The following is a 24,806-nucleotide window of genomic DNA, read 5'->3' on the forward strand; positions in this document are numbered from 1 at the left end:
AGCCCGAGGGCGGCCCCGAGCGCGGCGGCCCCTTCGGGCGCTTCAAAGATTGTTCGACGGCCTAGCCGACTGACCTGCGGATTTGAGTGACAAACCCATGCCAAAACGTACAGACATAAAAAGCATCCTGATTCTCGGCGCTGGCCCGATCGTGATCGGCCAGGCCTGCGAATTCGACTACTCCGGCGCCCAGGCCTGCAAAGCCCTGCGCGAAGAGGGCTACCGCGTCATCCTGGTGAACTCCAACCCGGCCACCATCATGACCGACCCGGCCATGGCCGACGCCACCTACATCGAGCCGATCAAGTGGCAGACCGTTGCCAAGATCATCGAGAAGGAGCGCCCGGACGCGCTGCTGCCGACCATGGGCGGCCAGACCGCGCTGAACTGCGCCCTGGACCTGGAGCGCGAAGGCGTCCTGGAGAAGTTCGGTGTGGAAATGATCGGCGCCAACGCCGACACCATCGACAAGGCCGAAGACCGTTCGCGCTTCGACAAGGCGATGAAATCCATCGGCCTGGACTGCCCACGCTCGGGCATCGCCCACAGCATGGAAGAGGCCAACGCCGTCCTGGAGCGCCTCGGCTTCCCGTGCATCATCCGTCCGTCCTTCACCATGGGCGGCACCGGTGGCGGCATCGCCTACAACCGTGAAGAGTTCGAAGAAATCTGCGCCCGTGGTCTCGACTTGTCGCCGACCAAGGAACTGCTGATCGACGAATCCCTGATCGGCTGGAAAGAATATGAAATGGAAGTTGTCCGCGACAAAAAGGACAACTGCATCATCGTCTGCTCCATCGAGAACTTCGACCCGATGGGCGTGCACACCGGTGACTCGATCACCGTCGCACCAGCCCAGACCCTGACCGACAAGGAATACCAGATCCTGCGTAACGCCTCCCTGGCGGTGCTGCGCGAGATCGGCGTGGAAACCGGCGGCTCCAACGTCCAGTTCGGCATCTGCCCGAACACCGGTCGCATGGTGGTCATCGAGATGAACCCGCGGGTATCCCGTTCGTCGGCCCTGGCTTCCAAGGCCACCGGTTTCCCGATCGCCAAGGTCGCTGCCAAGCTGGCCGTGGGCTACACCCTGGACGAGCTGTCGAACGACATCACCGGCGGCAAGACCCCGGCGTCCTTCGAACCGTCCATCGACTACGTCGTCACCAAGCTGCCACGCTTCGCCTTCGAGAAGTTCGCCAAGGCTGACGCCCGCCTGACGACTCAAATGAAGTCGGTCGGTGAAGTCATGGCCATCGGCCGGACCTTCCAGGAATCCTTGCAGAAAGCCCTTCGCGGCCTGGAAGTGGGCGTCTGCGGTCTCGATCCGAAGCTGGACCTGGCCGACCCGGAAAGCATGAGCGTGCTCAAGCGCGAGCTGACCGTGCCGGGCGCCGAGCGCATCTGGTACGTGGCCGACGCCTTCCGTGCCGGCATGACCGTCGAGCAGATCTTCGGCATGAACATGATCGACCCTTGGTTCCTGGTGCAGATCGAAGATCTGATCAAGGAAGAAGAGAAGGTCAAGACCCTGGGCATGTCCAGCATCGACCGCGACATGATGTTCCGTCTCAAGCGCAAAGGCTTCTCCGACATGCGCCTGGCCAAGCTGCTGGGTGTGACCGAGAAGAGCCTGCGCACTCATCGCCACAAGCTGGAAGTGTTCCCAGTCTACAAGCGCGTCGACACCTGCGCGGCCGAGTTCGCCACCGACACCGCGTACCTGTACTCCACGTACGAAGAAGAGTGCGAAGCTGCGCCATCGACCCGCGACAAGATCATGATCCTGGGTGGCGGTCCTAACCGGATCGGCCAGGGCATCGAGTTCGACTACTGCTGCGTACACGCGGCACTGGCTCTGCGCGATGACGGTTACGAGACCATCATGGTCAACTGCAACCCGGAAACCGTGTCCACCGACTACGACACCTCCGATCGCCTGTACTTCGAGCCAGTGACCCTGGAGGACGTGCTGGAAATCGTTCGCGTCGAGAAGCCGAAAGGCGTGATCGTCCAGTATGGCGGCCAGACCCCGCTGAAACTGGCGCGCGCCCTTGAAGCCGCTGGCGTGCCGATCATCGGCACCAGCCCGGATGCGATCGACCGCGCCGAAGACCGTGAGCGCTTCCAGCAGATGGTCGAGCGCCTGAACCTGCGCCAGCCGCCAAACGCCACCGTGCGCAGCGAAGACGAAGCGATTCGTGCCGCCGCCAAGATCGGTTACCCGCTGGTGGTGCGTCCGTCCTATGTACTGGGCGGCCGTGCGATGGAAATCGTCTATCAAGAAGACGAGCTCAAGCGCTACCTGCGCGAAGCGGTCCAGGTCTCCAACGACAGCCCGGTGCTGCTGGATCACTTCCTCAACTGCGCCATCGAAATGGACGTGGACGCGGTCAGCGATGGCAAGGACGTGGTGATCGGCGCGATCATGCAGCACATCGAACAAGCGGGCGTTCACTCCGGTGACTCCGCTTGCTCGCTGCCGCCTTACTCGCTGCCGGCGCACATCCAGGACGAGATGCGCGAGCAGGTCAAGAAAATGGCCCTGGAACTGGGCGTTATCGGCCTGATGAACGTGCAACTGGCCCTGCAGGGCGAAGACATCTACGTCATCGAAGTCAACCCGCGCGCTTCCCGGACCGTGCCGTTCGTCTCCAAGTGCATCGGTGTTTCCCTGGCGATGATCGCTGCCCGGGTCATGGCTGGCAAAACCCTGAAGGAACTGAATTTCACCAAGGAAATCATTCCGAACTTCTACAGTGTGAAAGAGGCGGTGTTCCCGTTCGCCAAGTTCCCTGGCGTCGACCCGATCCTCGGCCCTGAGATGAAGTCCACCGGTGAAGTGATGGGTGTGGGCGATACCTTCGGTGAAGCCTTCGCCAAGGCCCAGATGGGCGCCAGCGAAGTCTTGCCGACTGGCGGCACGGCGTTCATCAGTGTGCGTGATGACGACAAGCCACTGGTTGCAGGCGTGGCCCGTGATCTGATCAACTTGGGCTTCGAAGTGGTCGCCACTGCCGGTACTGCCAGGCTGATCGAAGCGGCAGGCCTGAAAGTGCGCCGCGTGAACAAGGTGACCGAGGGACGTCCGCACGTGGTCGACATGATCAAGAATGACGAAGTCACGCTGATCATCAACACCACCGAAGGTCGCCAGTCGATCGCCGACTCCTACTCCATTCGTCGCAATGCGCTGCAGCACAAGATCTACTGCACCACGACCATTGCTGCGGGCGAAGCGATCTGCGAAGCGCTCAAGTTCGGTCCCGAGAAGACCGTGCGTCGCTTGCAGGATCTACATGCAGGATTGAAGGCATGAGCATAACCAAGTACCCGATGACAGTTCAGGGCGCGAAGGCCCTGGAAGAAGAGCACGCTTTCCTGACCAAGGTCGAGCGCCCGCGCTTGAGCCAGGCTATCGGTGAAGCGCGTGAGCTGGGCGATCTCAAGGAAAACGCCGAATACCACGCTGCTCGAGAGGAGCAGGGGATGGTCGAGGCGCGTGTCCGTGATATCGAAGGTCGCATGCAGAATGCGGTGATCATCGATGTCACGACGATCCCGCACACCGGCAAGGTGATCTTTGGCACTACCGTGGAAATCGCCAACGTCGAGACCGATGAAAGCGTCACTTACCAGATCGTGGGTGAGGACGAGGCAGACATCAAGCTCGGCAAGATCTCCGTTGGTTCGCCCATCGCTCGCGCCTTGATTGCCAAGGAAGAGGGCGATGTGGTGGTGGTGAAGACGCCAGGTGGTGTCATCGAGTATGAGATTGTCGAAGTCCGTCACATCTGAACGAAGGCGCCCGCTGCGAGCGGGCGCCATGATCTGGCAGCTCACCCAGATGTTGTGGGTGGGCGGCGTCTGGTTGTTGCACGTCGGTTTGCTGCCGGTGCTGGGTCGAGTCGGCCTGGCACCGCTGCTCATCGATGAAATCGCAGGCATGCTGACGGCGCTGCTGGTGGGTTTCTCCGCGGCGTGCGTAATGTTTCAGGCTTTGGTGCTGGTTCAGGCCGAGGGCCTTGCCAGTCTATGGCGCGACATTCGTGGGCAATTGTTGCTCATGTCGTTGTACGCGTGCGGGATGTTCTTTGCGGTGCGTCTCGGCTGGCCGGATGCGAGCCAGTGGCAGGTATTCAGTTACCTGGTGCTGGGTTTTTCCGGATTGGTGCTGGTGTTACAGCCGGTTCCCGGCTGGAGCGGCAGGGTGTGCGAGGCACACCCTTGACCCTTTGGCATCACTTGAAGCGGTGCACGTTCGACAGTTGCTTGTTGACGCTGAAGTTCTTGCGATAAATCAGCGCCATCTTGCCGATGACCTGCACCAGGTCTGCCTTGCCGGTCTTGCACAGTTCGGCAACGGCAGCCAGGCGGGCTTCGCGATCGAGGATGTTGAGCTTGATCTTGATCAGCTCGTGATCGCCCAATGCGCGTTCCAGTTCGGCGAGTACACCTTCAGTCAAACCGTTGTCAGCCACAGTCAAAACCGGTTTCAGATGGTGGCCAATGGATTTGTATTGTTTCTTCTGCTCTTGAGTGAGCGGCATAATCTGACCCCTGCGTCTGATCTTGTAAAAAGCGGCGGCCAGTTTACCCGAGCAAGTCCGGGACCGCCCACTTAATCACGACCCGTTTTATTTTTGAGGTGGCCCGTGGCCCGTTCCAAGACAAGTCTTAAATGGCTGCAAGAGCATTTCAACGACCCATTCGTGAAAATGGCGCAAAAAGACGGGTATCGTTCCCGTGCCAGCTACAAGCTGCTGGAGATTCAGGAAAGAGACCGTTTGATCCGTCCAGGCATGAGCGTGATCGACTTGGGCGCTGCCCCGGGTGGCTGGTCCCAAGTGACCAGTCGTCTGATTGGTGGGCAAGGCACACTGATCGCTTCCGATATCCTGGAAATGGACAGCATCCCGGATGTGACCTTCATTCAGGGCGACTTTACCGAGGACGCCGTACTGGCGCAGATCCTTGAAGCGGTTGGAAAAAACGAGGTGGACCTTGTGATTTCCGATATGGCCCCCAATATGAGTGGATTGGCATCTGTTGATATGCCGCGATCGATGTTCCTGTGCGAGTTGGCACTGGATCTTGCGACTCGGGTTTTGAAGCCGGGTGGTGATTTTTTGATCAAGGTCTTCCAGGGTGAAGGCTTCGACGAATACCACAAGAGCGTGCGCAAGCAGTTCGAGAAGGTCACGACGCGCAAGCCGAAATCATCGCGTGATCGCTCCCGTGAGCAGTACCTGCTGGGCCGTGGTTTCCGTGGTCGCAGTGAGGAATAAGAGGTTTTTCGACCGGGGCGATAGGTTTTTCGTATTTCGTCCCGTGAGCATTAGCGAATATTGTGTAGAAAGTGTTTCACAAAGGGTTACAGACGGCGCCTGCCAGAGTCGTAGGTAATGTAGTAAGTTAGGCCGGTGAATATCATGCGAAGCGCGCGCCAGTAGCGGAGCTTGCTTCAGAGGGTAGTTAATTGAACGATATGGCAAAGAATCTGATCCTGTGGTTGATCATCGCCGCTGTCCTGGTGACCGTGATGAACAACTTCTCCAGTCCTAACGAGCCGCAGACCCTCAACTATTCCGACTTCATCCAGCAGGTCAAGGATGGCAAGGTCGAGCGTGTAGCCGTTGATGGCTATGTGATTACCGGCAAGCGCACCGATGGCGACAGCTTCAAGACCATTCGTCCGGCTATCCAGGACAATGGCCTGATCGGCGACCTGGTGGACAACCATGTCGTGGTCGAAGGCAAGCAGCCTGAGCAGCAAAGCATCTGGACCCAGCTCCTGGTCGCCAGCTTCCCGATTCTGGTGATCATCGCCGTGTTCATGTTCTTCATGCGCCAGATGCAGGGTGGTGGCGGAGGCAAGGGCGGGCCGATGAGCTTTGGCAAGAGCAAGGCCCGTCTGCTTTCCGAAGACCAGGTGAAAACCACCCTGGCCGACGTCGCAGGTTGCGACGAAGCCAAGGAAGAAGTCGGCGAGCTGGTTGAGTTCCTGCGCGATCCGGGCAAGTTTCAGCGCCTGGGCGGTCGTATTCCACGCGGCGTGCTGATGGTGGGCCCGCCTGGCACCGGTAAAACCCTGTTGGCCAAGGCGATTGCCGGTGAAGCCAAGGTGCCGTTCTTCACGATTTCCGGTTCCGACTTCGTCGAAATGTTCGTCGGCGTGGGCGCCAGTCGTGTTCGCGACATGTTCGAGCAGGCCAAGAAACACGCGCCATGCATCATCTTCATCGACGAAATCGACGCCGTCGGTCGCCATCGTGGCGCCGGCATGGGTGGCGGTCACGACGAGCGTGAGCAGACCCTCAACCAGTTGCTGGTCGAGATGGACGGTTTCGAAATGAACGACGGCATCATCGTGATTGCCGCCACCAACCGCCCTGACGTACTTGACCCTGCGCTGCTGCGTCCAGGTCGTTTCGACCGCCAGGTCGTGGTGGGGCTGCCGGATATTCGCGGCCGCGAGCAGATCCTCAAGGTTCATATGCGCAAGGTGCCAATGGGTGACGACGTCGCCCCGGCAGTCATCGCGCGTGGTACGCCGGGCTTTTCCGGCGCCGACCTTGCGAACCTGGTCAACGAAGCGTCGCTGTTCGCCGCTCGTACCGGCAAGCGCGTCGTGGAAATGAAGGAATTCGAGCTGGCCAAGGACAAGATCATGATGGGCGCGGAGCGCAAATCCATGGTCATGTCGGAGAAAGAAAAGCAGAACACTGCGTATCACGAGGCGGGTCACGCGATCGTCGGTCGTGTCGTGCCTGAGCATGATCCGGTCTACAAGGTCTCGATCATTCCGCGCGGTCGTGCCCTGGGCGTGACCATGTTCCTGCCGGAAGAGGATCGCTACAGCCTGTCCAAGCGTGCATTGATCAGCCAGATATGTTCGTTGTACGGCGGCCGTATCGCTGAAGAGATGACGCTGGGCTTCGACGGTGTGACCACCGGCGCGTCCAACGACATCATGCGTGCCAGTCAGATCGCCCGGAATATGGTCACCAAGTGGGGCCTGTCCGAGAAGTTGGGGCCGCTGATGTATGCCGAAGAAGAGGGGGAAGTATTCCTCGGTCGTGGTGGCGGTGGCCAGCATGCAAGCTTCTCTGGTGAAACGGCCAAGCTGATCGATTCCGAAGTGCGCAGCATCATCGACCAGTGCTACGGTACAGCCCGGCAGATTCTCACGGACAACCGTGACAAGCTCGATGCCATGGCCGATGCCCTGATGAAGTACGAAACCATCGATGCCGAGCAGATCGACGACATCATGGCGGGTCGCGTACCTCGCGAGCCTCGTGACTGGTCGGGTGGTACTGGCACCTCCGGTACACCTCCGGCTGTACAGGGTGAGCGTCCGGAAACACCGATTGGCGGTCCGGCCGCTGATGTCTAAGGCTTGAAATGACTTCTGTTCAGTCCTCGACCCGGTTGCCTTGCGGCAACCGGGTTCTTGATTTGGCCCATGCGCATGTCATGGGTATTCTCAATGTCACGCCTGATTCCTTTTCCGATGGTGGTCGATTCAGCCAGCTCGATGCTGCGCTGCGGCATGCCGAGGCCATGGTGGCCGCGGGCGCAACGCTGATCGATGTGGGTGGTGAATCGACCCGGCCGGGCGCACGTGCGGTCTCGCCTACCGAAGAGTTGGAGCGAGTGGCGCCGATTGTCGAGCGTATCCATCACGAACTTGATGTCATTATCTCGGTCGATACGTCCACGCCTGCGGTCATGCGTGAGACTGCGCGACTGGGGGCGGGCTTGATCAATGATGTTCGGTCCTTGCGGCGCGATGGTGCCCTGGATGCGGCGGCGGCCACCGGGTTGCCGGTGTGCCTGATGCATATGCTCGGTGAGCCGGGGACCATGCAGAATGATCCGCACTATGATGATGTAACCAGGGAAGTGAGTGAATTCCTGGCGGAGCGTCTGGACCAGTGTGCCGCCGCGGGCATTCCCGCCGAGCGGATCATTCTTGACCCCGGGTTCGGCTTTGCCAAGACTCTGGCTCACAACCTGAGCCTGTTCAAACATATGGAAGCCTTGCATGCCCTGGGGCGGCCCCTGTTGGTAGGGGTCTCGCGAAAGAGCATGATAGGCAATGCCTTGGGCCGCCCGGTGGGCGAGCGCCTGTATGGCGGTCTCGCCCTTGCGGCTTTGGCCCTTGCCAAAGGTGCACGCATATTGCGCGTGCACGATGTAGCCGAGACGATGGATGTCGTGCGGATGATCGCAGCTGTGGATTCAGCCGAATAAGAATGACGGAGCACTTATGAGCAAGAAATACTTTGGCACCGACGGTATTCGTGGTCGGGTCGGCGAATACCCTATTACCCCTGATTTCATGCTCAAGCTCGGCTGGGCGGCAGGCATGGCGTTCCGCAAAATGGGCGCGTGCAAGGTGCTGGTCGGCAAGGACACGCGAATTTCCGGCTACATGTTCGAATCGGCACTCGAAGCAGGCCTGACATCGGCGGGTGCCGATGTGATGCTGCTGGGCCCGATGCCGACGCCAGCCATTGCCTACCTGACGCGTACGTTCCAGGCCCAGGCAGGCATCGTGATCAGTGCCTCGCACAACCCGCATGATGACAACGGCATCAAGTTCTTCTCCGGCCAGGGTACCAAGCTGCCGGATGATATCGAGCTGATGATCGAAGAGCTGCTGGACACGCCGATGACTGTGGTTGAGTCGAGCAAGATCGGCAAAGTGTCGCGGATCAACGATGCGTCGGGTCGCTACATCGAGTTCTGCAAAGGCAGTGTGCCGACCGGCACCAGTTTTTCCGGCCTGAAAATTGTCGTCGATTGCGCCCACGGGGCAACCTATAAGGTCGCGCCGAGCGTCTTTCGCGAGCTGGGCGCCGACGTGGTGGTGCTTTCCGCCCAGCCTAATGGTCTGAACATCAACCACAACTGCGGCTCCACCCATACCGAGGCGTTGCAGGCTGCGGTGCTGGCCGAGCAGGCCGATCTGGGGATCGCTTTCGATGGCGACGGTGATCGGGTCCTGATGGTTGACCATACCGGTACGGTTGTCGACGGTGACGAGCTGCTGTTCATCATTGCTCGCGACCTGCATGGGCGTGGCAAGCTGCAGGGCGGCGTGGTCGGTACGTTGATGAGCAACCTCGGGCTTGAACTGGCCCTGGCGGATCTGGATATTCCGTTCGTGCGGGCTAACGTGGGTGACCGCTACGTGATCTCGGAGCTGCTGGAGCGCAACTGGGTGATCGGAGGCGAGAACTCCGGCCACATCGTGTGCTTCGACCATACCACCACGGGTGATGCGATCATTGCGGCCCTGCAAGTGCTGATGGCGCTCAAGGCGCGCAGCGAAGGGCTCGCACAATCGCGCCAGGCATTGCGCAAGTGCCCGCAAGTGTTGATCAACGTGCGTTTCGGTGGCGGTGTAAATCCTCTCGAGCATGCGAAGGTCAAGCAGGCCAGTGAGCGTGTGACACAGGCGATGGCCGGGCGTGGGCGCGTGTTGTTGCGCAAGTCCGGCACAGAGCCTTTGGTGCGTGTCATGGTTGAAGGAGAGGATGAAGCGCAAGTTCGCGGTTATGCCGAAGAGCTGGCAAAACTGGTTACTGAAGTTTCTGCCTGAATTCGGCTTGCCAGTCATGAATCGGTTGGGTAACATCTGCGCCCACTTTGACCGACGAGGTACAGCATGCGTCGCCCTATGGTAGCTGGTAACTGGAAGATGCACGGTACCCGCGCCAGCGTCGCTGAGCTGATCAATGGCCTTCGTCATCTGGCCTTGCCTAGCGGTGTTGATGTCGCGGTATTCCCGCCTTGCCTGTATATCAACCAAGTGGTTGATGGCTTGAAAGGTAAATCGATTTCGGTCGGTGCGCAGAATTCTGCGGTGGAATCCATGCAAGGTGCGCTGACCGGCGAGATTGCGCCGAGTCAGTTGGTGGATGCAGGTTGTTCCCTGGTCCTGGTCGGGCACTCCGAGCGTCGCCAGATCATGGGTGAGCAGGACAAGACCTTGATCCGCAAGTTTGCTGCGGCCCAGGCCTGCGGTCTGATTCCGGTGTTGTGCGTAGGGGAAACCCTCGAGCAGCGTGAAGCCGGCAAGACCCTTGAAGTTGTCGGGCGTCAGCTGGGCAGCATCATCGAAGACCTGGGTGTCGGTGCTTTTGCAAAGGCAGTCATTGCTTACGAGCCGGTCTGGGCCATTGGCACCGGGCTGACTGCTTCGCCGCAACAGGCGCAGGATGTGCACGCAGCCATCCGCGCACAGTTGGCGGCAGAGAATTCTGAAGTGGCACGAGGTGTGCGGCTTCTATACGGCGGCAGCGTGAAGGCGGCCAATGCGGTCGAACTGTTCGGCATGCCGGATATCGATGGGGGGCTCATTGGTGGAGCGTCCCTGAATGCAGATGAGTTCGGTGCGATTTGTCGCGCCGCGGGAAACTGAAAAAATGCTGGAAACAGTCGTAGTCGTTTTTCATCTGCTGGGTGCACTGGGCGTAGTTGCTCTCGTATTGCTGCAGCAGGGTAAAGGTGCGGATGCTGGTGCGTCTTTCGGTGCAGGTGCTTCAAATACTGTGTTCGGAAGCCAAGGTTCCTCTACCTTTCTTAGTAAGTTTACTGCTATACTTGCCGCCGGTTTCTTCATAACCAGCTTAGGGTTAGGTTACTTTGCTAAAGAGAAAGCTCATGAGTTGACTCAAGTAGGTTTGCCAAACCCAGCGGTACTGGAAGCGCCAAAGCAACAACCGGCTTCTGATGATGTCCCGGTGCTTCAAGAGCAAAAGTCGGCCAACCCGGCGACTGACGTACCTCCAGCTCAAGAGCAGAAGTAAGAAGGTTTCAAACGCTGTATTGCCGAGGTGGTGGAATTGGTAGACACGCAACCTTGAGGTGGTTGTGCCCATAGGGTGTAGGGGTTCGAGTCCCCTTCTCGGTACCAATTATCAGGAGAGCCCGCGATTGCGGGCTTTCTTGTAGGTGGAAGGGTTACATTGACCCTGTAAGGGATCGGTCGTATACTTCCGCCCCAGCTTTGTCGCGGGATGGAGCAGTCTGGTAGCTCGTCGGGCTCATAACCCGAAGGTCGTCGGTTCAAATCCGGCTCCCGCAACCAGTTTCAGGGGCCCCTTCCAAGGGGCTTTTTGTTAGCTGGACACTTTATAACGCCGCTGTTCGACGGCGTTTCAGGGATGGGCGATTCGCCCATTTTTTTTTATTTGCACAGCATGCACAAACATGCACGAGGGGGTTCAGGTGTCGAGCAAGCTAGAACAGTTGCAGGCCTTGTTGGCCCCGGTGGTCGTGGCCCTTGGCTATGAATGCTGGGGTATTGAGTTCTCGGCTCAAGGTCGCCACTCACTGTTGCGCGTTTATATCGATAAGGAAGGCGGCGTGTTGGTGGATGATTGCGCCATCGTCAGCCGTCAGATCAGCGGTGTACTGGATGTTGAAGATCCAATCACCTCCGAATACACCCTTGAAGTTTCCTCGCCTGGCATGGAGCGCCCCCTGTTCACACTTGAACAGTTCGCTTCGTTTGCCGGTGAACAAGTGAAGATCAAGCTGCGTTCGCCTTTCGAAGGTCGACGCAACTTCCAAGGCCTTCTGCGCGGTGTAGAAGAGCAGGACGTCGTGGTGCAGGTAGATGACCATGAGTTCCTGTTGCCGATCGATATGATCGACAAGGCCAACATTATTCCCAGTTTTGACTGATACGTGCCAGATACTGCGGATCCCGCGGATCCAATGGCTTGCGAAAGGCGAGGCGTACGATGAGCAAAGAAGTACTGCTGGTTGTTGAGTCGGTATCCAATGAAAAGGGCGTACCGGCTAACGTTATTTTTGAAGCGCTGGAGCTGGCTCTGGCCACTGCTACCAAGAAGCGGTTTGAAGACGAAGTTGATTTGCGTGTGGAAATCAATCGCCACACCGGTGCCTACGAGACTTTCCGTCGCTGGACGGTGGTCGAGGAAGCCGACCTGGACGATCCGGCTATCGAAACCTGGCCGAGCAAGGTTGCAGAAACGCATCCGGGCGCCAAGGTCGGTGATGTAGTAGAAGAAAAAATCGAGTCCATTGAGTTCGGTCGCATCGCTGCACAGACTGCCAAGCAGGTTATTGTGCAGAAAGTTCGCGAAGCCGAGCGCGCGCAAGTCGTCGACGCTTATCGCGAGCGCCTGGGGGAAATCATCTCCGGCACCGTGAAAAAAGTGACCCGTGACAACGTGATCGTCGACCTGGGCAACAACGCCGAAGCGTTGCTGGCTCGCGAAGACATCATCTCTCGCGAAACTTTCCGGGTTGGCGTGCGCTTGCGTGCGCTGCTCAAGGAAATCCGCACCGAGAACCGCGGCCCGCAGCTGATCCTGTCGCGTACAGCGCCGGAAATGCTGATCGAGTTGTTCCGCATCGAAGTGCCGGAAATTGCTGAAGGCCTGATCGAAGTCATGGCCGCCTCCCGTGATCCGGGTTCGCGTGCCAAGATCGCGGTCCGCTCCAAGGACAAGCGCATCGACCCGCAAGGTGCCTGCATCGGCATGCGTGGTTCGCGTGTCCAGGCCGTATCCGGCGAGTTGGGCGGCGAGCGCGTGGACATCGTCCTGTGGGACGACAACCCGGCTCAGTTCGTGATCAATGCCATGTCGCCTGCTGAAGTGGCGGCAATTATCGTCGACGAAGATGCCCACGCCATGGACATCGCCGTTGGCGCAGACAATCTGGCTCAGGCCATCGGTCGCGGTGGTCAGAACGTGCGTCTGGCCAGCCAATTGACTGGCTGGACCCTGAACGTGATGACCGAATCGGACATCCAGGCTAAGCAGCAAGCTGAAACCGGCGACATCCTGCGCAACTTCATCGAAGAGCTTGAAGTCGATGAAGAGCTGGCGCAGGTGCTGGTGGATGAAGGCTTCACCAGCCTGGAAGAGATTGCCTACGTACCGGTGGAGGAAATGCTCAACATCGACGGCTTTGACGAGGAGATCGTCAACGAGCTTCGCGCTCGGGCCAAGGATCGTTTGTTGACCAAAGCCATCGCTACTGAGGAAAAGCTGGCAGACGCCCATCCGGCCGAAGACCTGCTCTCGCTTGAGGGCATGGACAAGGATTTGGCGATGGAACTGGCGGTGCGCGGCGTAATTACCCGCGAAGACCTGGCCGAGCAGTCTATTGACGATCTGCTCGACATCGACGGCATTGACGATGATCGTGCCGGCAAGTTGATCATGGCCGCCCGAGCCCACTGGTTCGAGTAATTAGGCGCGGCCTGAGGAGAGAAGTGCATGACGCAAGTCACGGTGAAACAACTGGCCGATGAGGTCAAAACACCGGTAGAGCGCCTGTTGCAGCAGATGCGTGAGGCAGGTCTGCCGCACACCGCCGCCGAGGAACATGTGACCGACAGTGAGAAGCAGTCCCTGCTGACTCACCTGAAGAGCAGTCACAAGGCGAAAGTGGAAGAACCGCGCAAGATCACTCTGCAGCGTAAAACCACCAGCACCCTGCGTGTTGCCGGTAGCAAAAGCATCAGCGTTGAAGTACGCAAGAAGAAAGTCTTCGTACAGCGCAGCCCGGAAGAAATCGAAGCCGAGCGCAAACGCGAACAGGAAGAACGTCGCGCAGTAGAAAATGCTGCTCGTCAGAAGGCTGAAGAAGAAGCCAAGCGTCGCGCCGAAGAAGAAGCGCGTCGCCAGCCTGCTGCTGCGCAAGCCGCTCCGGTAGAAGCCGTCGAGGCTGCTGCCCCGGTAGCCGAACCTGTGCGCGAAGCGGCTCCAGTCGTGGCTGCGGCTGCGGCGCCTGCCGATACTCGCAAGCGCGACGAACAGCGTCGTCCGGACAAACCACGTGCCGACGACAACCGTCGTGGCAGTGGCGATGGTGAGCGCAAAAACGCTCCTCATCGTGCTTCGGTCAAGGAAAAGGCGCCAGCACCGCGTGTTGCGCCACGTACCACCGACGAAGAAAGCGACGGCTTCCGTCGTGGCGGTCGCGGCAAGGCCAAGCTGAAGAAACGCAACGCCCACGGTTTCCAGAGCCCTACCGGCCCTGTCGTGCGTGAAGTGAAGATCGGCGAGACCATCACTGTGGGCGATCTGGCCCAGCAGATGTCGGTCAAGGCTGCTGAAATCATCAAGTTCATGTTCAAGCTGGGTACGCCAGCCACTATCAACCAGGTACTGGACCAGGAAACTGCCCAACTGGTTGCTGAAGAGCTGGGCCACAAAGTGACCCTGGTCAGCGACACCGCCCTGGAAGATTCCCTGGCTGAGTCCCTGAAGTTTGAAGGTGAGGCGGTTTCCCGTGCGCCGGTCGTGACCGTCATGGGCCACGTCGACCACGGTAAAACCTCCCTGCTCGACTATATTCGTCGTGCGAAGGTTGCGGCAGGTGAGGCTGGCGGTATTACCCAGCACATCGGCGCCTACCACGTTGAAACCGACCGCGGCATGGTGACGTTCCTTGACACCCCTGGTCACGCCGCGTTTACCGCGATGCGTGCCCGTGGTGCCAAGGCGACCGACATCGTGATCCTGGTGGTTGCAGCGGACGACGGCGTGATGCCGCAAACCATCGAAGCCGTTCAGCATGCCAAGGCAGCTGGTGTGCCGCTGGTGGTTGCGGTGAACAAGATCGACAAGCCGGGCGCCGATCTCGATCGCATCCGCAGTGAACTGTCGGTCCACGGCGTGACCTCCGAAGAGTGGGGTGGCGACACTCCATTCGTTCCGGTCTCGGCGAAGATGGGTACCGGCGTTGACGAACTGCTCGAAGCCGTTCTGTTGCAAGCCGAGGTTCTGGAATTGACCGCTACGCCTTCGGCTCCAGGCCGTGGTGTGGTTGTCGAGTCTCGCCTCGACAAGGGCCGTGGCCCGGTTGCGACCGTTCTGGTCCAGGACGGTACGCTGCGTCAAGGCGACATGGTGCTGGTCGGCTCGAACTATGGCCGCGTGCGCGCCATGCTCGACGAGAACGGCAAGCCAATCAAGGAAGCCGGTCCGGCTATCCCGGTCGAGATCCTCGGCCTGGACGGTACTCCGGATGCTGGCGACGAGATGAGCGTTGTGGCTGACGAGAAGAAAGCCCGTGAAGTGGCTCTGTTCCGTCAAGGCAAGTTCCGCGAAGTCAAACTGGCTCGTGCTCACGCTGGCAAGCTGGAAAACATCTTCGAGAACATGGGGCAGGAAGAGAAGAAGACGCTCAACATCGTCCTCAAATCCGACGTCCGTGGTTCGCTCGAAGCGTTGAACGGCGCCTTGAATGGCCTGGGTAACGACGAAGTGCAAGTGCGTGTGGTCGGTGGCGGTGTCGGTGGTATCACCGAATCCGACGCCAACCTGGCACTGGCTTCCAACGCTGTACTGTTCGGCTTCAACGTGCGTGCCGATGCCGGCGCTCGCAAGATCGTCGAGCAGGAAGGCCTGGATATGCGTTACTACAACGTGATCTACGACATCATCGAAGACGTCAAGAAAGCGTTGACCGGTATGCTGGGCAGCGACGTCCGGGAGAACATCCTGGGTGTGGCCGAAGTTCGCGACGTGTTCCGTTCGCCGAAGTTTGGTGCCATCGCCGGTTGCATGGTGATCGAGGGTGTTGTTCACCGTAACCGTCCGATCCGTGTACTGCGTGAAGACATCGTGATCTTCGAAGGCGAGCTGGAATCCCTGCGCCGCTTCAAGGATGACGCTTCCGAAGTACGTGCCGGCATGGAATGCGGTATTGGCGTCAAGAGCTACAACGACGTCAAGGTCGGCGACAAGATCGAAGTCTTCGAGAAGGTCCAGGTTGCTCGCAGCCTCTGACTCGCGCACTTCAAGAGCCGCGCCGGGTAGCCGCATGAACATGCGCTGCCGGGCTGGCGGACTCTAAACGCAACGCCCGGTCTGGCTTTTGCCAGGCCGGGCGTTTGCCGCTTTCAGACCTCGCGGGTTTCACCGTGGGGCAGTAACAGGTAACAAGACATGGCAAAAGAATACAGCCGTACCCAACGAATCGGCGATCAGATGCAGCGTGAGCTGGCCCAACTGATCCGTCGCGAAGTCAAAGACCCGCGCGTTGGCCTGGTCACCATTACCGCAGTGGAAGTCAGCCGTGACGTTGGTCACGCCAAGATTTTCATCACTGTGATGGGCCAGGACAGCGCCGAAGAAATTGCCCAGAGCATCAAGGTGCTCAACTCGGCCGCCGGCTTCCTGCGTATGCAGCTGGCCCGGGAAATGAAGCTGCGCAGCGTTCCACAGCTGCACTTCCACTACGACGAAAGCGTCGTGCGTGGCGCGCATCTGTCGGCCCTGATCGAACGCGCCGTGGCTGAAGACAGTCAGCACCCGGTTGCGGCTGAACCCGAAGACACCAAGGAGTAATCGGTGGCTCAGGTCAAACGTATCCGTCGTAACGTCAGCGGTATCATCCTGCTCGACAAGCCGCTGGGGTTCACGTCCAACGCGGCGTTGCAGAAGGTTCGCTGGCTGCTCAATGCTGAAAAGGCCGGGCACACCGGTAGCCTCGATCCGCTGGCCACCGGCGTACTGCCGCTGTGCTTTGGCGAGGCGACCAAGTTTTCCCAGTACCTGCTCGATTCCGACAAGGGCTATGAGACCCTGGCGCAACTGGGCAAGACCACCACCACGGCGGATGCCGAAGGTGAGGTTTTGCTCGAGCGCCCGGTGACCGTTGGTCAGGCCGATATCGAAGCGGTTTTGCCGAAATTTCGTGGGCAAATCAGTCAGATACCGCCGATGTACTCGGCTCTGAAGCGTGATGGCCAGCCGCTGTATAAACTGGCTCGTGCAGGCGAAGTAGTGGAGCGTGAACCGCGTTCTGTTACTATTGCGCGCTTGGAATTGCTGGCCTTTGACGGTAATACTGCGCGGCTGGCCGTGGATTGCAGCAAGGGCACCTATATCCGCACCCTGGTGGAGGATATTGGTGAACAGCTCGGCTGTGGCGCGTACGTGGCAGAATTGCGACGGACCCAGGCCGGGCCTTTCACGTTGGCCCAGACGGTCACGTTGGAAGAGCTTGAAGCGGTACATGCCGAAGGCGGCAACGAAGCGGTCGACCGTTTCCTGATGCCATCGGACAGCGGCTTGCTGGATTGGCCGCTGTTGCAATTCTCGGAACACAGTGCGTTCTACTGGCTCAACGGCCAGCCGGTACGTGCCCCGGATGCGCCGAAGTTCGGCATGGTCCGGGTGCAGGATCATAACGGTCGCTTCATCGGTATCGGTGAAGTGAGCGAAGACGGGCGCATTGCGCCGCGTCGACTGATTCGGTCGGAATGACCGGAACCAGCCTGCGTAACAGCAGGTTGGCGAGTGTGGCTGTTAACAGGCACGGTCACTACTCATTTATAGATACAGGGATTTGTCCCTGGCCTGTTGAAGCTGTTTCCTTGAAACAGTTTCCTGACTAAAAGGATTGCCTCATGGCTCTCGACGTTCAAGAAAAAGCTCAAATCGTAGCTGACTACCAGCAAGCTGTTGGTGACACTGGTTCGCCAGAAGTGCAAGTTGCACTGCTGACCCACAACATCAACAAACTGCAAGGTCACTTCAAGGCCAACGGTAAAGATCACCACTCCCGTCGTGGTCTGATCCGCATGGTAAACCAGCGTCGTAAGCTGCTGGACTACCTGAAAGGCAAGGACGTGAGCCGTTACAGCGCTCTGATCGCTCGCCTGGGTCTGCGTCGCTAATCAGCGATTGCGCTAGAGGTTGGTGGTCTGTCGTACGTCAGTGGGTTTCCCGCTGGCGCATGGCAGGCTCCCAGCCTCAAGTTTTATCTGGATACACGTTTTACCCTGGACAGGCGTCGGGCCGATTCCCGCCATTGCCCAAGAATTTCGCAAGAAGACAAGTTCCCCAAGAGCCACAAAGAAGGTAGGACACCGTGAACCCGGTAATCAAAAAATTCCAGTTCGGTCAGTCGACCGTTACCCTCGAGACTGGCCGTATCGCCCGTCAGGCCTCCGGCGCAGTGCTGGTCACCGTTGACGACGACGTCAGCGTATTGGTGACCGTTGTCGGTGCCAAGCAAGCCGATCCAGGCAAGGGCTTCTTCCCTCTGTCTGTTCACTACCAGGAAAAGACTTACGCTGCCGGTAAGATCCCTGGCGGTTTCTTCAAGCGCGAAGGCCGTCCTTCCGAGAAAGAAACCCTGACTTCCCGACTGATCGACCGTCCGATCCGTCCGCTGTTCCCAGAAGGCTTCATGAACGAAGTGCAGGTTGTCTGCACCGTCGTGTCCACCAGCAAGAAAACCGATCCGGACATCGCTGCGATGATCGGTACCTCGGCTGCCCTGGCGATCTCCGGCATTCCTTTCGATGGCCCGATCGGCGCTGCCCGCGTTGCGTTCCACGAAAGCACCGGCTACCTGCTGAACCCGACCTACGAGCAACTGAAGGCCTCGAGCCTGGACATGGTCGTGGCCGGTACTTCCGAAGCCGTGCTGATGGTTGAATCCGAAGCCAAAGAGCTGACCGAAGACCAGATGCTGGGCGCCGTGTTGTTCGCCCACGACGAGTTCCAGGTGGTGATCAACGCCGTCAAGGAACTGGCCGCCGAAGCTGCCAAGCCAACCTGGACCTGGGCTCCGCAAGCCGAAGCCACCGAGCTGCTGGGCGCGATCCGTGCCGAGTTCGGCGAAGCGATCTCCCAGGCCTACACCATCACCGTCAAGGCCGACCGTTATGCACGCCTGGGCGAGCTGAAGGACCAGGTCGTTGCCAAGCTGTCCGGCGAAGAAGGCCAGCCATCGGCCAGCGACGTCAAAGCCGCTTTCGGTGAAATCGAATACCGCACCGTTCGCGAAAACATCGTCAACGGCAAGCCACGTATCGACGGTCGCGACACCCGTACCGTACGTCCGCTGAACATCGAAGTCGGCGTTCTGCCAAAGACCCACGGTTCGGCACTGTTCACCCGTGGCGAAACCCAGGCGCTGGTCGTTGCAACACTGGGCACCGCCCGTGACGCGCAACTGCTGGACACCCTGGAAGGCGAAAAGAAAGACCCGTTCATGCTGCACTACAACTTCCCTCCGTTCTCGGTGGGCGAGTGTGGTCGCATGGGTGGCGCCGGTCGCCGCGAAATCGGTCACGGCCGTCTGGCCCGTCGTTCGGTCCAGGCCATGCTGCCTGCCGCTGACGTGTTCCCGTACACCATTCGTGTGGTATCGGAAATCACCGAGTCCAACGGTTCGAGCTCGATGGCTTCGGTCTGCGGCGCTTCCCTGGCCCTGATGGACGCCGGTGTGCCGATGAAGTCGCCGGTTGCCGGTATCGCCATGGGTCTGGTTAAAGAGGGCGAGAAATTCGCCGTCCTGACCGACATCCTGGGTGACGAAGACCACCTGGGCGACATGGACTTCAAAGTGGCCGGTACCGCCAAAGGCGTCACCGCACTGCAGATGGACATCAAGATCAAGGGCATCACCGAAGAGATCATGGAAATCGCCCTGGGCCAGGCCCTGGAAGCGCGCCTGAACATCCTCGGCCAGATGAACCAGATCATCGGTCAGTCCCGTACCGAACTGTCGGAAAACGCTCCGACCATGATCGCGATGAAAATCGACACCGACAAAATCCGTGATGTCATCGGTAAAGGCGGCGCGACCATCCGTGCGATCTGCGAAGAAACCAAGGCTTCGATCGACATCGAAGACGACGGTTCGATCAAGATCTTCGGCGAAACCAAGGAAGCGGCAGAAGCAGCACGCCAGCGCGTCCTGGGTATCACCGCAGAAGCCGAGATCGGCAAGATCTACGTCGGCAAGGTTGAGCGCATCGTCGACTTCGGCGCGTTCGTCAACATCCTGCCAGGCAAGGACGGTCTGGTTCACATCTCCATGCTGAGCGATGCTCGCGTCGAGAAAGTGACCGACATCCTCAAAGAAGGCCAGGAAGTGGAAGTGCTGGTACTGGACGTGGACAACCGCGGTCGTATCAAACTGTCCATCAAGGACGTCGCAGCAGCCAAGGCATCGGGCGTTTAATCACCCCGTAGCCTAACCGCTGAACAAGCAAACGCCCCGACTGGTTCGGGGCGTTTTGCTGTGCGGTGAAAATCCCTGTGTCGCGGGTTGCCTGGCCACAGGGGACGGTGCTAGGTTTAGCCACCGCCCGTGTAGCTCAGTCGGTAGAGCAGCGCACTCGTAACGCGAAGGTCGCAGGTTCGATTCCTGTCTCGGGCACCATCCCCCTCGTTATTTCACTTTCCTGCTCAGTTCCTCGACCGTGCGTTTGAGCTGATCCATCTCGCGATCCTGATCGCTGAGCTCCCGTTTCAGGGACGAGATCTCGCTGTTGCTTGAACTCGAACTGGAGCCGCTATTGCGCTTGAGTTCCTCCACTTGCTTGCCCAGATCGTTCAGGTCGCGCTCCTGTTCCTTGATGGTGCGTTTGAGCTCGTCAATTTCCTTGCTGCTGGAGGTGGAACTGGAGCCACTGTTGCGCTTGAGCTCTTCGATCTGGCGGGCCTGCTCGCTGAGGGTGCGTTTCTGGCTTTCCAGTTCCTCGGCGTTGTTCTTCACGGTTTTTGGCAGGTTTTCCAAGGCGCTGACGCTGACGTTGGTCTTGACGAGTACGTACTTATCAAATCGATCATAACGAAGGGCAGGAATGGCGTCGTTGGAAGACGGCCCATCAGAGGAGACTTCAACAGCCGCTTGGGCAACGCCGGTCAAGGTCAGGCTGCCGAGCAGCAAGGTCGCGGTAGCAAGCCGGGTCAACGAACGTTTGGAAAAGCTGCGCATCACTGGGGTTCCTTGTGAAGTGCCGGCATGGCACATGGCTATGACTGGTTATTTTGACAGATGTTCCCAAGCTCCCCTGGTTTCTCAGGCGCATGTTTTTTTGTGGGATAGATGTAAAGAACCGTGTAAATCAGCGGCAAAACGTCCTATATTCATTGCCTGCATGTGCATCGCCCAGCAGTTTTCAGATGATCCCCGAATGGTTCTGAAGGCCAGATAAACCGGGCTTCACACGGTTTTTTTGCGTCAGAGAGATCCTTGATGATCCAGATCCATCTTCCATTCCCCAGATCAACGAGAACGCCATGACTGTTAAAGAATTGACCCAGGAAGCCAGGCACGAAGAAGCGCTGAAGAAGTACGTGTTGGATGCGCCCCAGTTGCTGGAAGAGATCAAGGATTTGTCTGCCGATGATCAAAAAGACCAGATCCAATGGGCGTTCGAGGACGAGGCCGAAGCCCAGGGCCTGCAGCCTTGGGAGTTGACGCTCAAGTACACCAGCACACCTGAAGAATTCGAGACGCAGCGCCTTGCGTTGCACAAGGAAGCGGCCGAGGTGCTGGGTGTGGAATGGGATGAGTACTGCGAGATGAACAATCTGGTGGTCTGAAAAAAAACGCCAAGAGCAACACTGTGGCGAGGGAGCTTGCTCCCGCTGGGCTGCGCAGCAGCCCCAAAAGAGGGGGCGCTTCGCGCCCCAGCGGGAGCAAGCTCCCTCGCCACGGACTATCTTTGTTTCTGATTGCCCGGCGTCAGCCTGTTAGAGGCTCAAGCGCATCGACAGATCCACTGCCTTCACATCCTTGGTCATCGCGCCGATCGAGATGTAGTCCACCCCAGTCTCGGCAATCGGGCGTAACGTGCTTTCGTTGATCCCGCCGCTGGCTTCCAGCTTCGCCTTGCCGCCATTGAGGCGTACGGCTTCACGCATGTCGTCCAGGCTCAGTTCGTCGAGCATGATGATGTCGGCGTTGGCCGCCAGCGCTTCTTTCAATTCCGCCAGGCTCTCCACTTCGACTTCCACCGGTTTGCCCGGGGCGATCTTGTGGGCGGCCGCGATGGCCTGGGCGATTCCGCCGCAGGCGGCGATGTGGTTTTCCTTGATCAGGAAGGCATCGTACAGGCCGATGCGGTGGTTATGGCAGCCACCGCAGGTGACCGCGTACTTCTGGGCCAGGCGCAACCCGGGCAGGGTCTTGCGGGTGTCCAGCAGCTTGACCTGGGTACCGGCGACAAAGTCGGCCAGGTAACGGGCCCGCGTGGCAACGCCGGAAAGCATTTGCAGGAAGTTCAGCGCGCTGCGTTCGCCGGTCAGCAGCGAACGGGCCGGGCCTTCCAGGTGGAACAGCACTTGATCGGGGTTGACCCGGTCGCCGTCGCGCACTTGCCAATGCACCGCGACACGCGGGTCCAGTTGCCGGAACACGGCATCGACCCAGGCCGTGCCACTGATGATCGCCGCGTCGCGGGTAATGATGGTGGCCTTGGCCAAGCGTTCGGCGGGGATCAGTTGCGCGGTGATGTCGCCGCTGCCGATGTCTTCAAGCAACGCACGGCGCACGTTGGCTTCGATTTCGGCGGTCAGATCGGCGAGACGTAGATTCGGCATAACGGGCTCCACAAACAAAGTGGCCTGATTATAGGGTGTCGAAACCTGCATTTGGTCGCGTCCTCGCAACATTTCCTCATTTCCCGGGTCACTTATTGCGCCGTATTTCGAGATGGATCACAGAGTGTGCTGGTACGACAGGGTTGTTTTACCCGATAATCCGCCTTTCGATTGACGTCATAGCTTTGACGTTGCGAGCCGAAGAAAGCCGTTTCAGGAGGCCAGGATGCACAACGACGGGAATGTAGTGCCTTTGCACAAGGCGTCTACCGATCAGGCGAATCATTCGTCGCTCGCCCGCCTGCCTGTGATTCTGCTTCAGGTTCGCGACAAGGCCGCCCAGCAGTTGCGCCTGGGCCTGCAAGGGCTGTTCGATAACGCCGACGACACCTTGTTTGAAATGGCCGATCGGGCGCGCGACGACGTCGAGCAGAACCTGTACTTCGAGGCCATGCGTGACCTGCGCCTGAAGCGCAAAAGCATTGAACGTGAATTCATCGAGCAGTTTTTCGAGACCTTCGTCAGCCTTGCCCAGTACGACCTGACCCACACCACCTTGGCGCCCACCCTGGCGCCGGACAACCAAGCCCAGCGCTCCCAGGACGAGCTGGAGCGCCATTTGGCTGTCGAGGCGATGGTCACTCGGGTGCTCAGGCGCGATGGCGTGGCGCTGGAGCAACTGACGGCCCGGCTCGGTGCGCTGCTGGGCCGACCGCTGGCCAATCAGCACAATCCCCTGAGCCCGGCACTGCTGTGCGAGAAGTTCCTGCAGGCCGGGCGCAACCTGGGCGTGGGCATCAAGGTCAAGCTGATCCTGCTCAAGCTGTTCGAGCGCTATGTGCTTAGCGATTGCGATCAACTCTATACCGAGGCCAACCAGTTGCTGGCCGCCACAGGCGTGCTGCCGGAGCTCAAGGTTACGCCTGCGCGCCGGGCGTCGGATCGCCCCGAGGAAACTCCCAGGCCCAACGCCGAGATCGCTGACAAGCCCGGCGATGCCGAGGTCGATGACAGCGTGCAGGAAGTGTTCGCCGCCTTGCAGAAACTGTTGATGCAGGTGCGTGGCAGCGTGGCGCCAACCCTGGAACCCAGCGTACCGCCCCAGCCGATTTCTACCCGTGACCTGCTACGGTTGCTCTCTCATTTGCAGCAATACGTACCGGCACCTACCGTTCACGACGAGTTCGATTTGCGTAGCCAGCTCGAACAACTCCTGACTCGGGTCAGCGTGCGCAGTGGCAAGTCCCGGGTGGTCGAAGGCGCCGATGAAGACGTGATCAACCTGATCTCGATGATGTTCGAATTCATCCTCGACGATCACAACCTGCCAGACTCGTTCAAGGCCCTGATCGGCCGCCTGCAAATCCCGATGCTCAAGGTCGCGGTGCAGGACAAGAGCTTCTTCAGCCGCGGCAACCATCCGGCCCGGCGGCTGCTTAACGAAATCGCGGCCGCGGCCTTGGGCTGGGGCGATTGCGACGACCATCAGCGCGACAGCCTGTACCTGCGCATCGAGCAGGTGGTGCAGCGCCTGCTGAACGACTTCGTCGATGACCCGGCGATTTTCTCCGAGCTGTTGGCCGATTTCCTGGCCTTCACCAGTGACGAGCGCCGCCGCAGCGAATTGCTTGAACAACGTATTCGCGACGCCGAAGAGGGCCGGGCCAAGGCCGAACTGGCGCGCCATCGCGTTGAAGGGGCGCTGAACCAGGTGATGTTGGGCAAAGTCTTGCCGCAAGCCGTGGTGGAGTTCGTGCAACACGCCTGGAGCCAAGTGTTGTTGCTGACGTGCTTCAAGCATGGCAAGTATTCCGCCGAATGGCAGGCCGACGTCTTGACCCTGGAGCAATTGATCTGGAGCGTCCAGCCTCACGACGAGCCCGACGCCGGCCTGCGTTTGCTGGCGATGGTGCCCGAACTGCTCAAGGCCCTGCGTGAAGGCCTGAGCCGCTCGGCGTTCGACCCGTTCGCCACCGGCGAGTTTTTCAGTGAGCTGGAAGTCCTGCATGTCCAGGCGCTCGAGCGCATGGGCCAGGCAACGGAGCAGGCCCAGTCGTTCGATTCGCCGGTCATGGTCGAGGTGCTGGAAAAGATCGTCCTGCGTGCCCCACAAAAAACGGTGGGGGAGAGCGTGGCGGTGCATTTGCCGGCAGATGATGTGGGCCTGTTGCAGGTCGACCAGTTGCACCTGGGGAGCTGGGTCGAGTTCCAGGAGGACGATGACAACACCCTGCGTTGCAAGCTGGCGGCGATCATCGAGGCCACCGGCAAGTATGTCTTCGTCAATCGCACCGGCCTCAAGGTGCTGGAGCACAGTCGCACCAGCCTGGCCCTGGAGTTTCGTCGGGGAGCGGCGCGGCTGTTGGACGACACCCTGTTGTTCGACCGCGCGCTGGAGTCGGTGCTGGGCAATCTGCGCCAGCTCAATCGCGGCAAGTGATCGCGCAGCCC

General features: G+C 59.4%; 21 protein-coding genes and 3 tRNA genes. 21 read left to right on the top strand and 3 right to left on the bottom strand.

Translation table 11 applies throughout. The features are described from left to right. Positions 1-97: 97 nt before the first annotated feature. Genes carB through HU749_RS05120 form a run of 3 tightly spaced genes read left to right on the top strand, consistent with a single transcriptional unit; the run spans position 98 to position 4,231 of the window. Complete coding sequence (gene carB / locus HU749_RS05110; protein WP_079301757.1) at positions 98-3,319, top strand: carbamoyl-phosphate synthase large subunit; 3,222 nt, start codon at positions 98-100, stop codon at positions 3,317-3,319. 2 nt (positions 3,320-3,321) lie between these two features. Continuing rightward, complete coding sequence (gene greA, locus HU749_RS05115) at positions 3,322-3,798, top strand: transcription elongation factor GreA (RefSeq protein ID WP_027911987.1); 477 nt, start codon at positions 3,322-3,324, stop codon at positions 3,796-3,798. 28 nt (positions 3,799-3,826) lie between these two features. After that, entirely contained in the window at positions 3,827-4,231 is a 405-nt protein-coding gene (locus HU749_RS05120) for an MFS transporter (protein ID WP_079301758.1), read from the top strand. Positions 4,232-4,241: 10 nt separating this feature from the next. On the opposite strand, the gene HU749_RS05125 is transcribed toward HU749_RS05120, so the two are convergent. Continuing rightward, complete coding sequence (locus HU749_RS05125) at positions 4,242-4,550, bottom strand: YhbY family RNA-binding protein (RefSeq protein ID WP_003177852.1); 309 nt, start codon at positions 4,548-4,550, stop codon at positions 4,242-4,244. Between the two features lie 105 nt (positions 4,551-4,655). On the opposite strand from HU749_RS05125, the gene rlmE reads away from it, so the two are divergent. From rlmE to HU749_RS05205, 16 genes are all read left to right on the top strand, one after another. After that, positions 4,656-5,288: a 23S rRNA (uridine(2552)-2'-O)-methyltransferase RlmE gene (gene rlmE / locus HU749_RS05130; protein ID WP_003177853.1), complete on the top strand. Its 633-nt coding sequence runs from the start codon at positions 4,656-4,658 to the stop codon at positions 5,286-5,288. A gap of 200 nt (positions 5,289-5,488) precedes the next feature. Then, entirely contained in the window at positions 5,489-7,399 is a 1,911-nt protein-coding gene (gene ftsH, locus HU749_RS05135; RefSeq protein WP_013692252.1) for an ATP-dependent zinc metalloprotease FtsH, read from the top strand. An 8-nt stretch (positions 7,400-7,407) separates the two neighbouring features. Beyond that, positions 7,408-8,259, top strand: a complete 852-nt coding sequence (folP, locus tag HU749_RS05140) for a dihydropteroate synthase (protein ID WP_046063145.1) — start codon at positions 7,408-7,410, stop codon at positions 8,257-8,259. A gap of 16 nt (positions 8,260-8,275) precedes the next feature. Then, complete coding sequence (glmM, locus tag HU749_RS05145; RefSeq protein ID WP_186650564.1) at positions 8,276-9,613, top strand: phosphoglucosamine mutase; 1,338 nt, start codon at positions 8,276-8,278, stop codon at positions 9,611-9,613. Between the two features lie 66 nt (positions 9,614-9,679). Then, complete coding sequence (gene tpiA / locus HU749_RS05150; RefSeq protein WP_018612860.1) at positions 9,680-10,435, top strand: triose-phosphate isomerase; 756 nt, start codon at positions 9,680-9,682, stop codon at positions 10,433-10,435. Between the two features lie 4 nt (positions 10,436-10,439). Continuing rightward, a complete protein-coding gene (gene secG, locus HU749_RS05155) occupies positions 10,440-10,823 on the top strand; it encodes a preprotein translocase subunit SecG (RefSeq protein WP_025211789.1) in 384 nt (127 codons plus the stop codon). Positions 10,824-10,844: 21 nt separating this feature from the next. Continuing rightward, positions 10,845-10,930: transfer RNA gene (locus HU749_RS05160), tRNA-Leu, on the top strand. A 97-nt stretch (positions 10,931-11,027) separates the two neighbouring features. Continuing rightward, positions 11,028-11,104: transfer RNA gene (locus HU749_RS05165), tRNA-Met, on the top strand. Positions 11,105-11,244: 140 nt separating this feature from the next. After that, a complete protein-coding gene (gene rimP / locus HU749_RS05170; protein WP_013692254.1) occupies positions 11,245-11,703 on the top strand; it encodes a ribosome maturation factor RimP in 459 nt (152 codons plus the stop codon). Positions 11,704-11,762: 59 nt separating this feature from the next. After that, positions 11,763-13,244 carry a transcription termination factor NusA gene (nusA, locus tag HU749_RS05175; RefSeq protein ID WP_003177868.1) on the top strand — a complete coding sequence of 494 codons (1,482 nt, stop codon included), beginning with the start codon at positions 11,763-11,765 and terminating at the stop codon, positions 13,242-13,244. 27 nt (positions 13,245-13,271) lie between these two features. Continuing rightward, positions 13,272-15,791: a translation initiation factor IF-2 gene (infB, locus tag HU749_RS05180; protein ID WP_014336576.1), complete on the top strand. Its 2,520-nt coding sequence runs from the start codon at positions 13,272-13,274 to the stop codon at positions 15,789-15,791. 159 nt (positions 15,792-15,950) lie between these two features. Beyond that, the gene (gene rbfA, locus HU749_RS05185) at positions 15,951-16,352 is read left to right on the top strand and encodes a 30S ribosome-binding factor RbfA (RefSeq protein WP_003177871.1); all 402 of its coding nucleotides are present in this window, start codon (positions 15,951-15,953) and stop codon (positions 16,350-16,352) included. 3 nt (positions 16,353-16,355) lie between these two features. Then, the gene (gene truB / locus HU749_RS05190) at positions 16,356-17,273 is read left to right on the top strand and encodes a tRNA pseudouridine(55) synthase TruB (RefSeq protein ID WP_014336577.1); all 918 of its coding nucleotides are present in this window, start codon (positions 16,356-16,358) and stop codon (positions 17,271-17,273) included. 143 nt (positions 17,274-17,416) lie between these two features. Next, positions 17,417-17,686, top strand: coding sequence for a 30S ribosomal protein S15 (gene rpsO, locus HU749_RS05195; RefSeq protein ID WP_003197723.1), 270 nt, complete (start codon positions 17,417-17,419; stop codon positions 17,684-17,686). Between the two features lie 194 nt (positions 17,687-17,880). Further along, entirely contained in the window at positions 17,881-19,986 is a 2,106-nt protein-coding gene (gene pnp, locus HU749_RS05200; protein ID WP_186650566.1) for a polyribonucleotide nucleotidyltransferase, read from the top strand. 125 nt (positions 19,987-20,111) lie between these two features. After that, a tRNA-Thr gene (locus HU749_RS05205) sits at positions 20,112-20,187 on the top strand. Positions 20,188-20,196: 9 nt separating this feature from the next. On the opposite strand, the gene HU749_RS05210 is transcribed toward HU749_RS05205, so the two are convergent. After that, positions 20,197-20,745, bottom strand: a complete 549-nt coding sequence (locus tag HU749_RS05210) for a hypothetical protein (protein ID WP_024617717.1) — start codon at positions 20,743-20,745, stop codon at positions 20,197-20,199. A 305-nt stretch (positions 20,746-21,050) separates the two neighbouring features. Here HU749_RS05210 and HU749_RS05215 point away from each other — a divergent pair, with 305 nt between their 5' ends. Continuing rightward, positions 21,051-21,356 carry a DUF6388 family protein gene (locus tag HU749_RS05215; RefSeq protein WP_003197729.1) on the top strand — a complete coding sequence of 102 codons (306 nt, stop codon included), beginning with the start codon at positions 21,051-21,053 and terminating at the stop codon, positions 21,354-21,356. A 150-nt stretch (positions 21,357-21,506) separates the two neighbouring features. On the opposite strand, the gene nadC is transcribed toward HU749_RS05215, so the two are convergent. Next, positions 21,507-22,355 carry a carboxylating nicotinate-nucleotide diphosphorylase gene (nadC, locus tag HU749_RS05220; protein ID WP_046063151.1) on the bottom strand — a complete coding sequence of 283 codons (849 nt, stop codon included), beginning with the start codon at positions 22,353-22,355 and terminating at the stop codon, positions 21,507-21,509. 226 nt (positions 22,356-22,581) lie between these two features. On the opposite strand from nadC, the gene HU749_RS05225 reads away from it, so the two are divergent. Continuing rightward, complete coding sequence (locus HU749_RS05225; RefSeq protein WP_186650568.1) at positions 22,582-24,795, top strand: DUF1631 domain-containing protein; 2,214 nt, start codon at positions 22,582-22,584, stop codon at positions 24,793-24,795. Positions 24,796-24,806 lie beyond the last annotated feature (11 nt).

It is taken from the genome of Pseudomonas ogarae (genome assembly GCF_014268695.2).
Taxonomy (GTDB): Bacteria; Pseudomonadota; Gammaproteobacteria; order Pseudomonadales; family Pseudomonadaceae; genus Aquipseudomonas; species Aquipseudomonas kilonensis.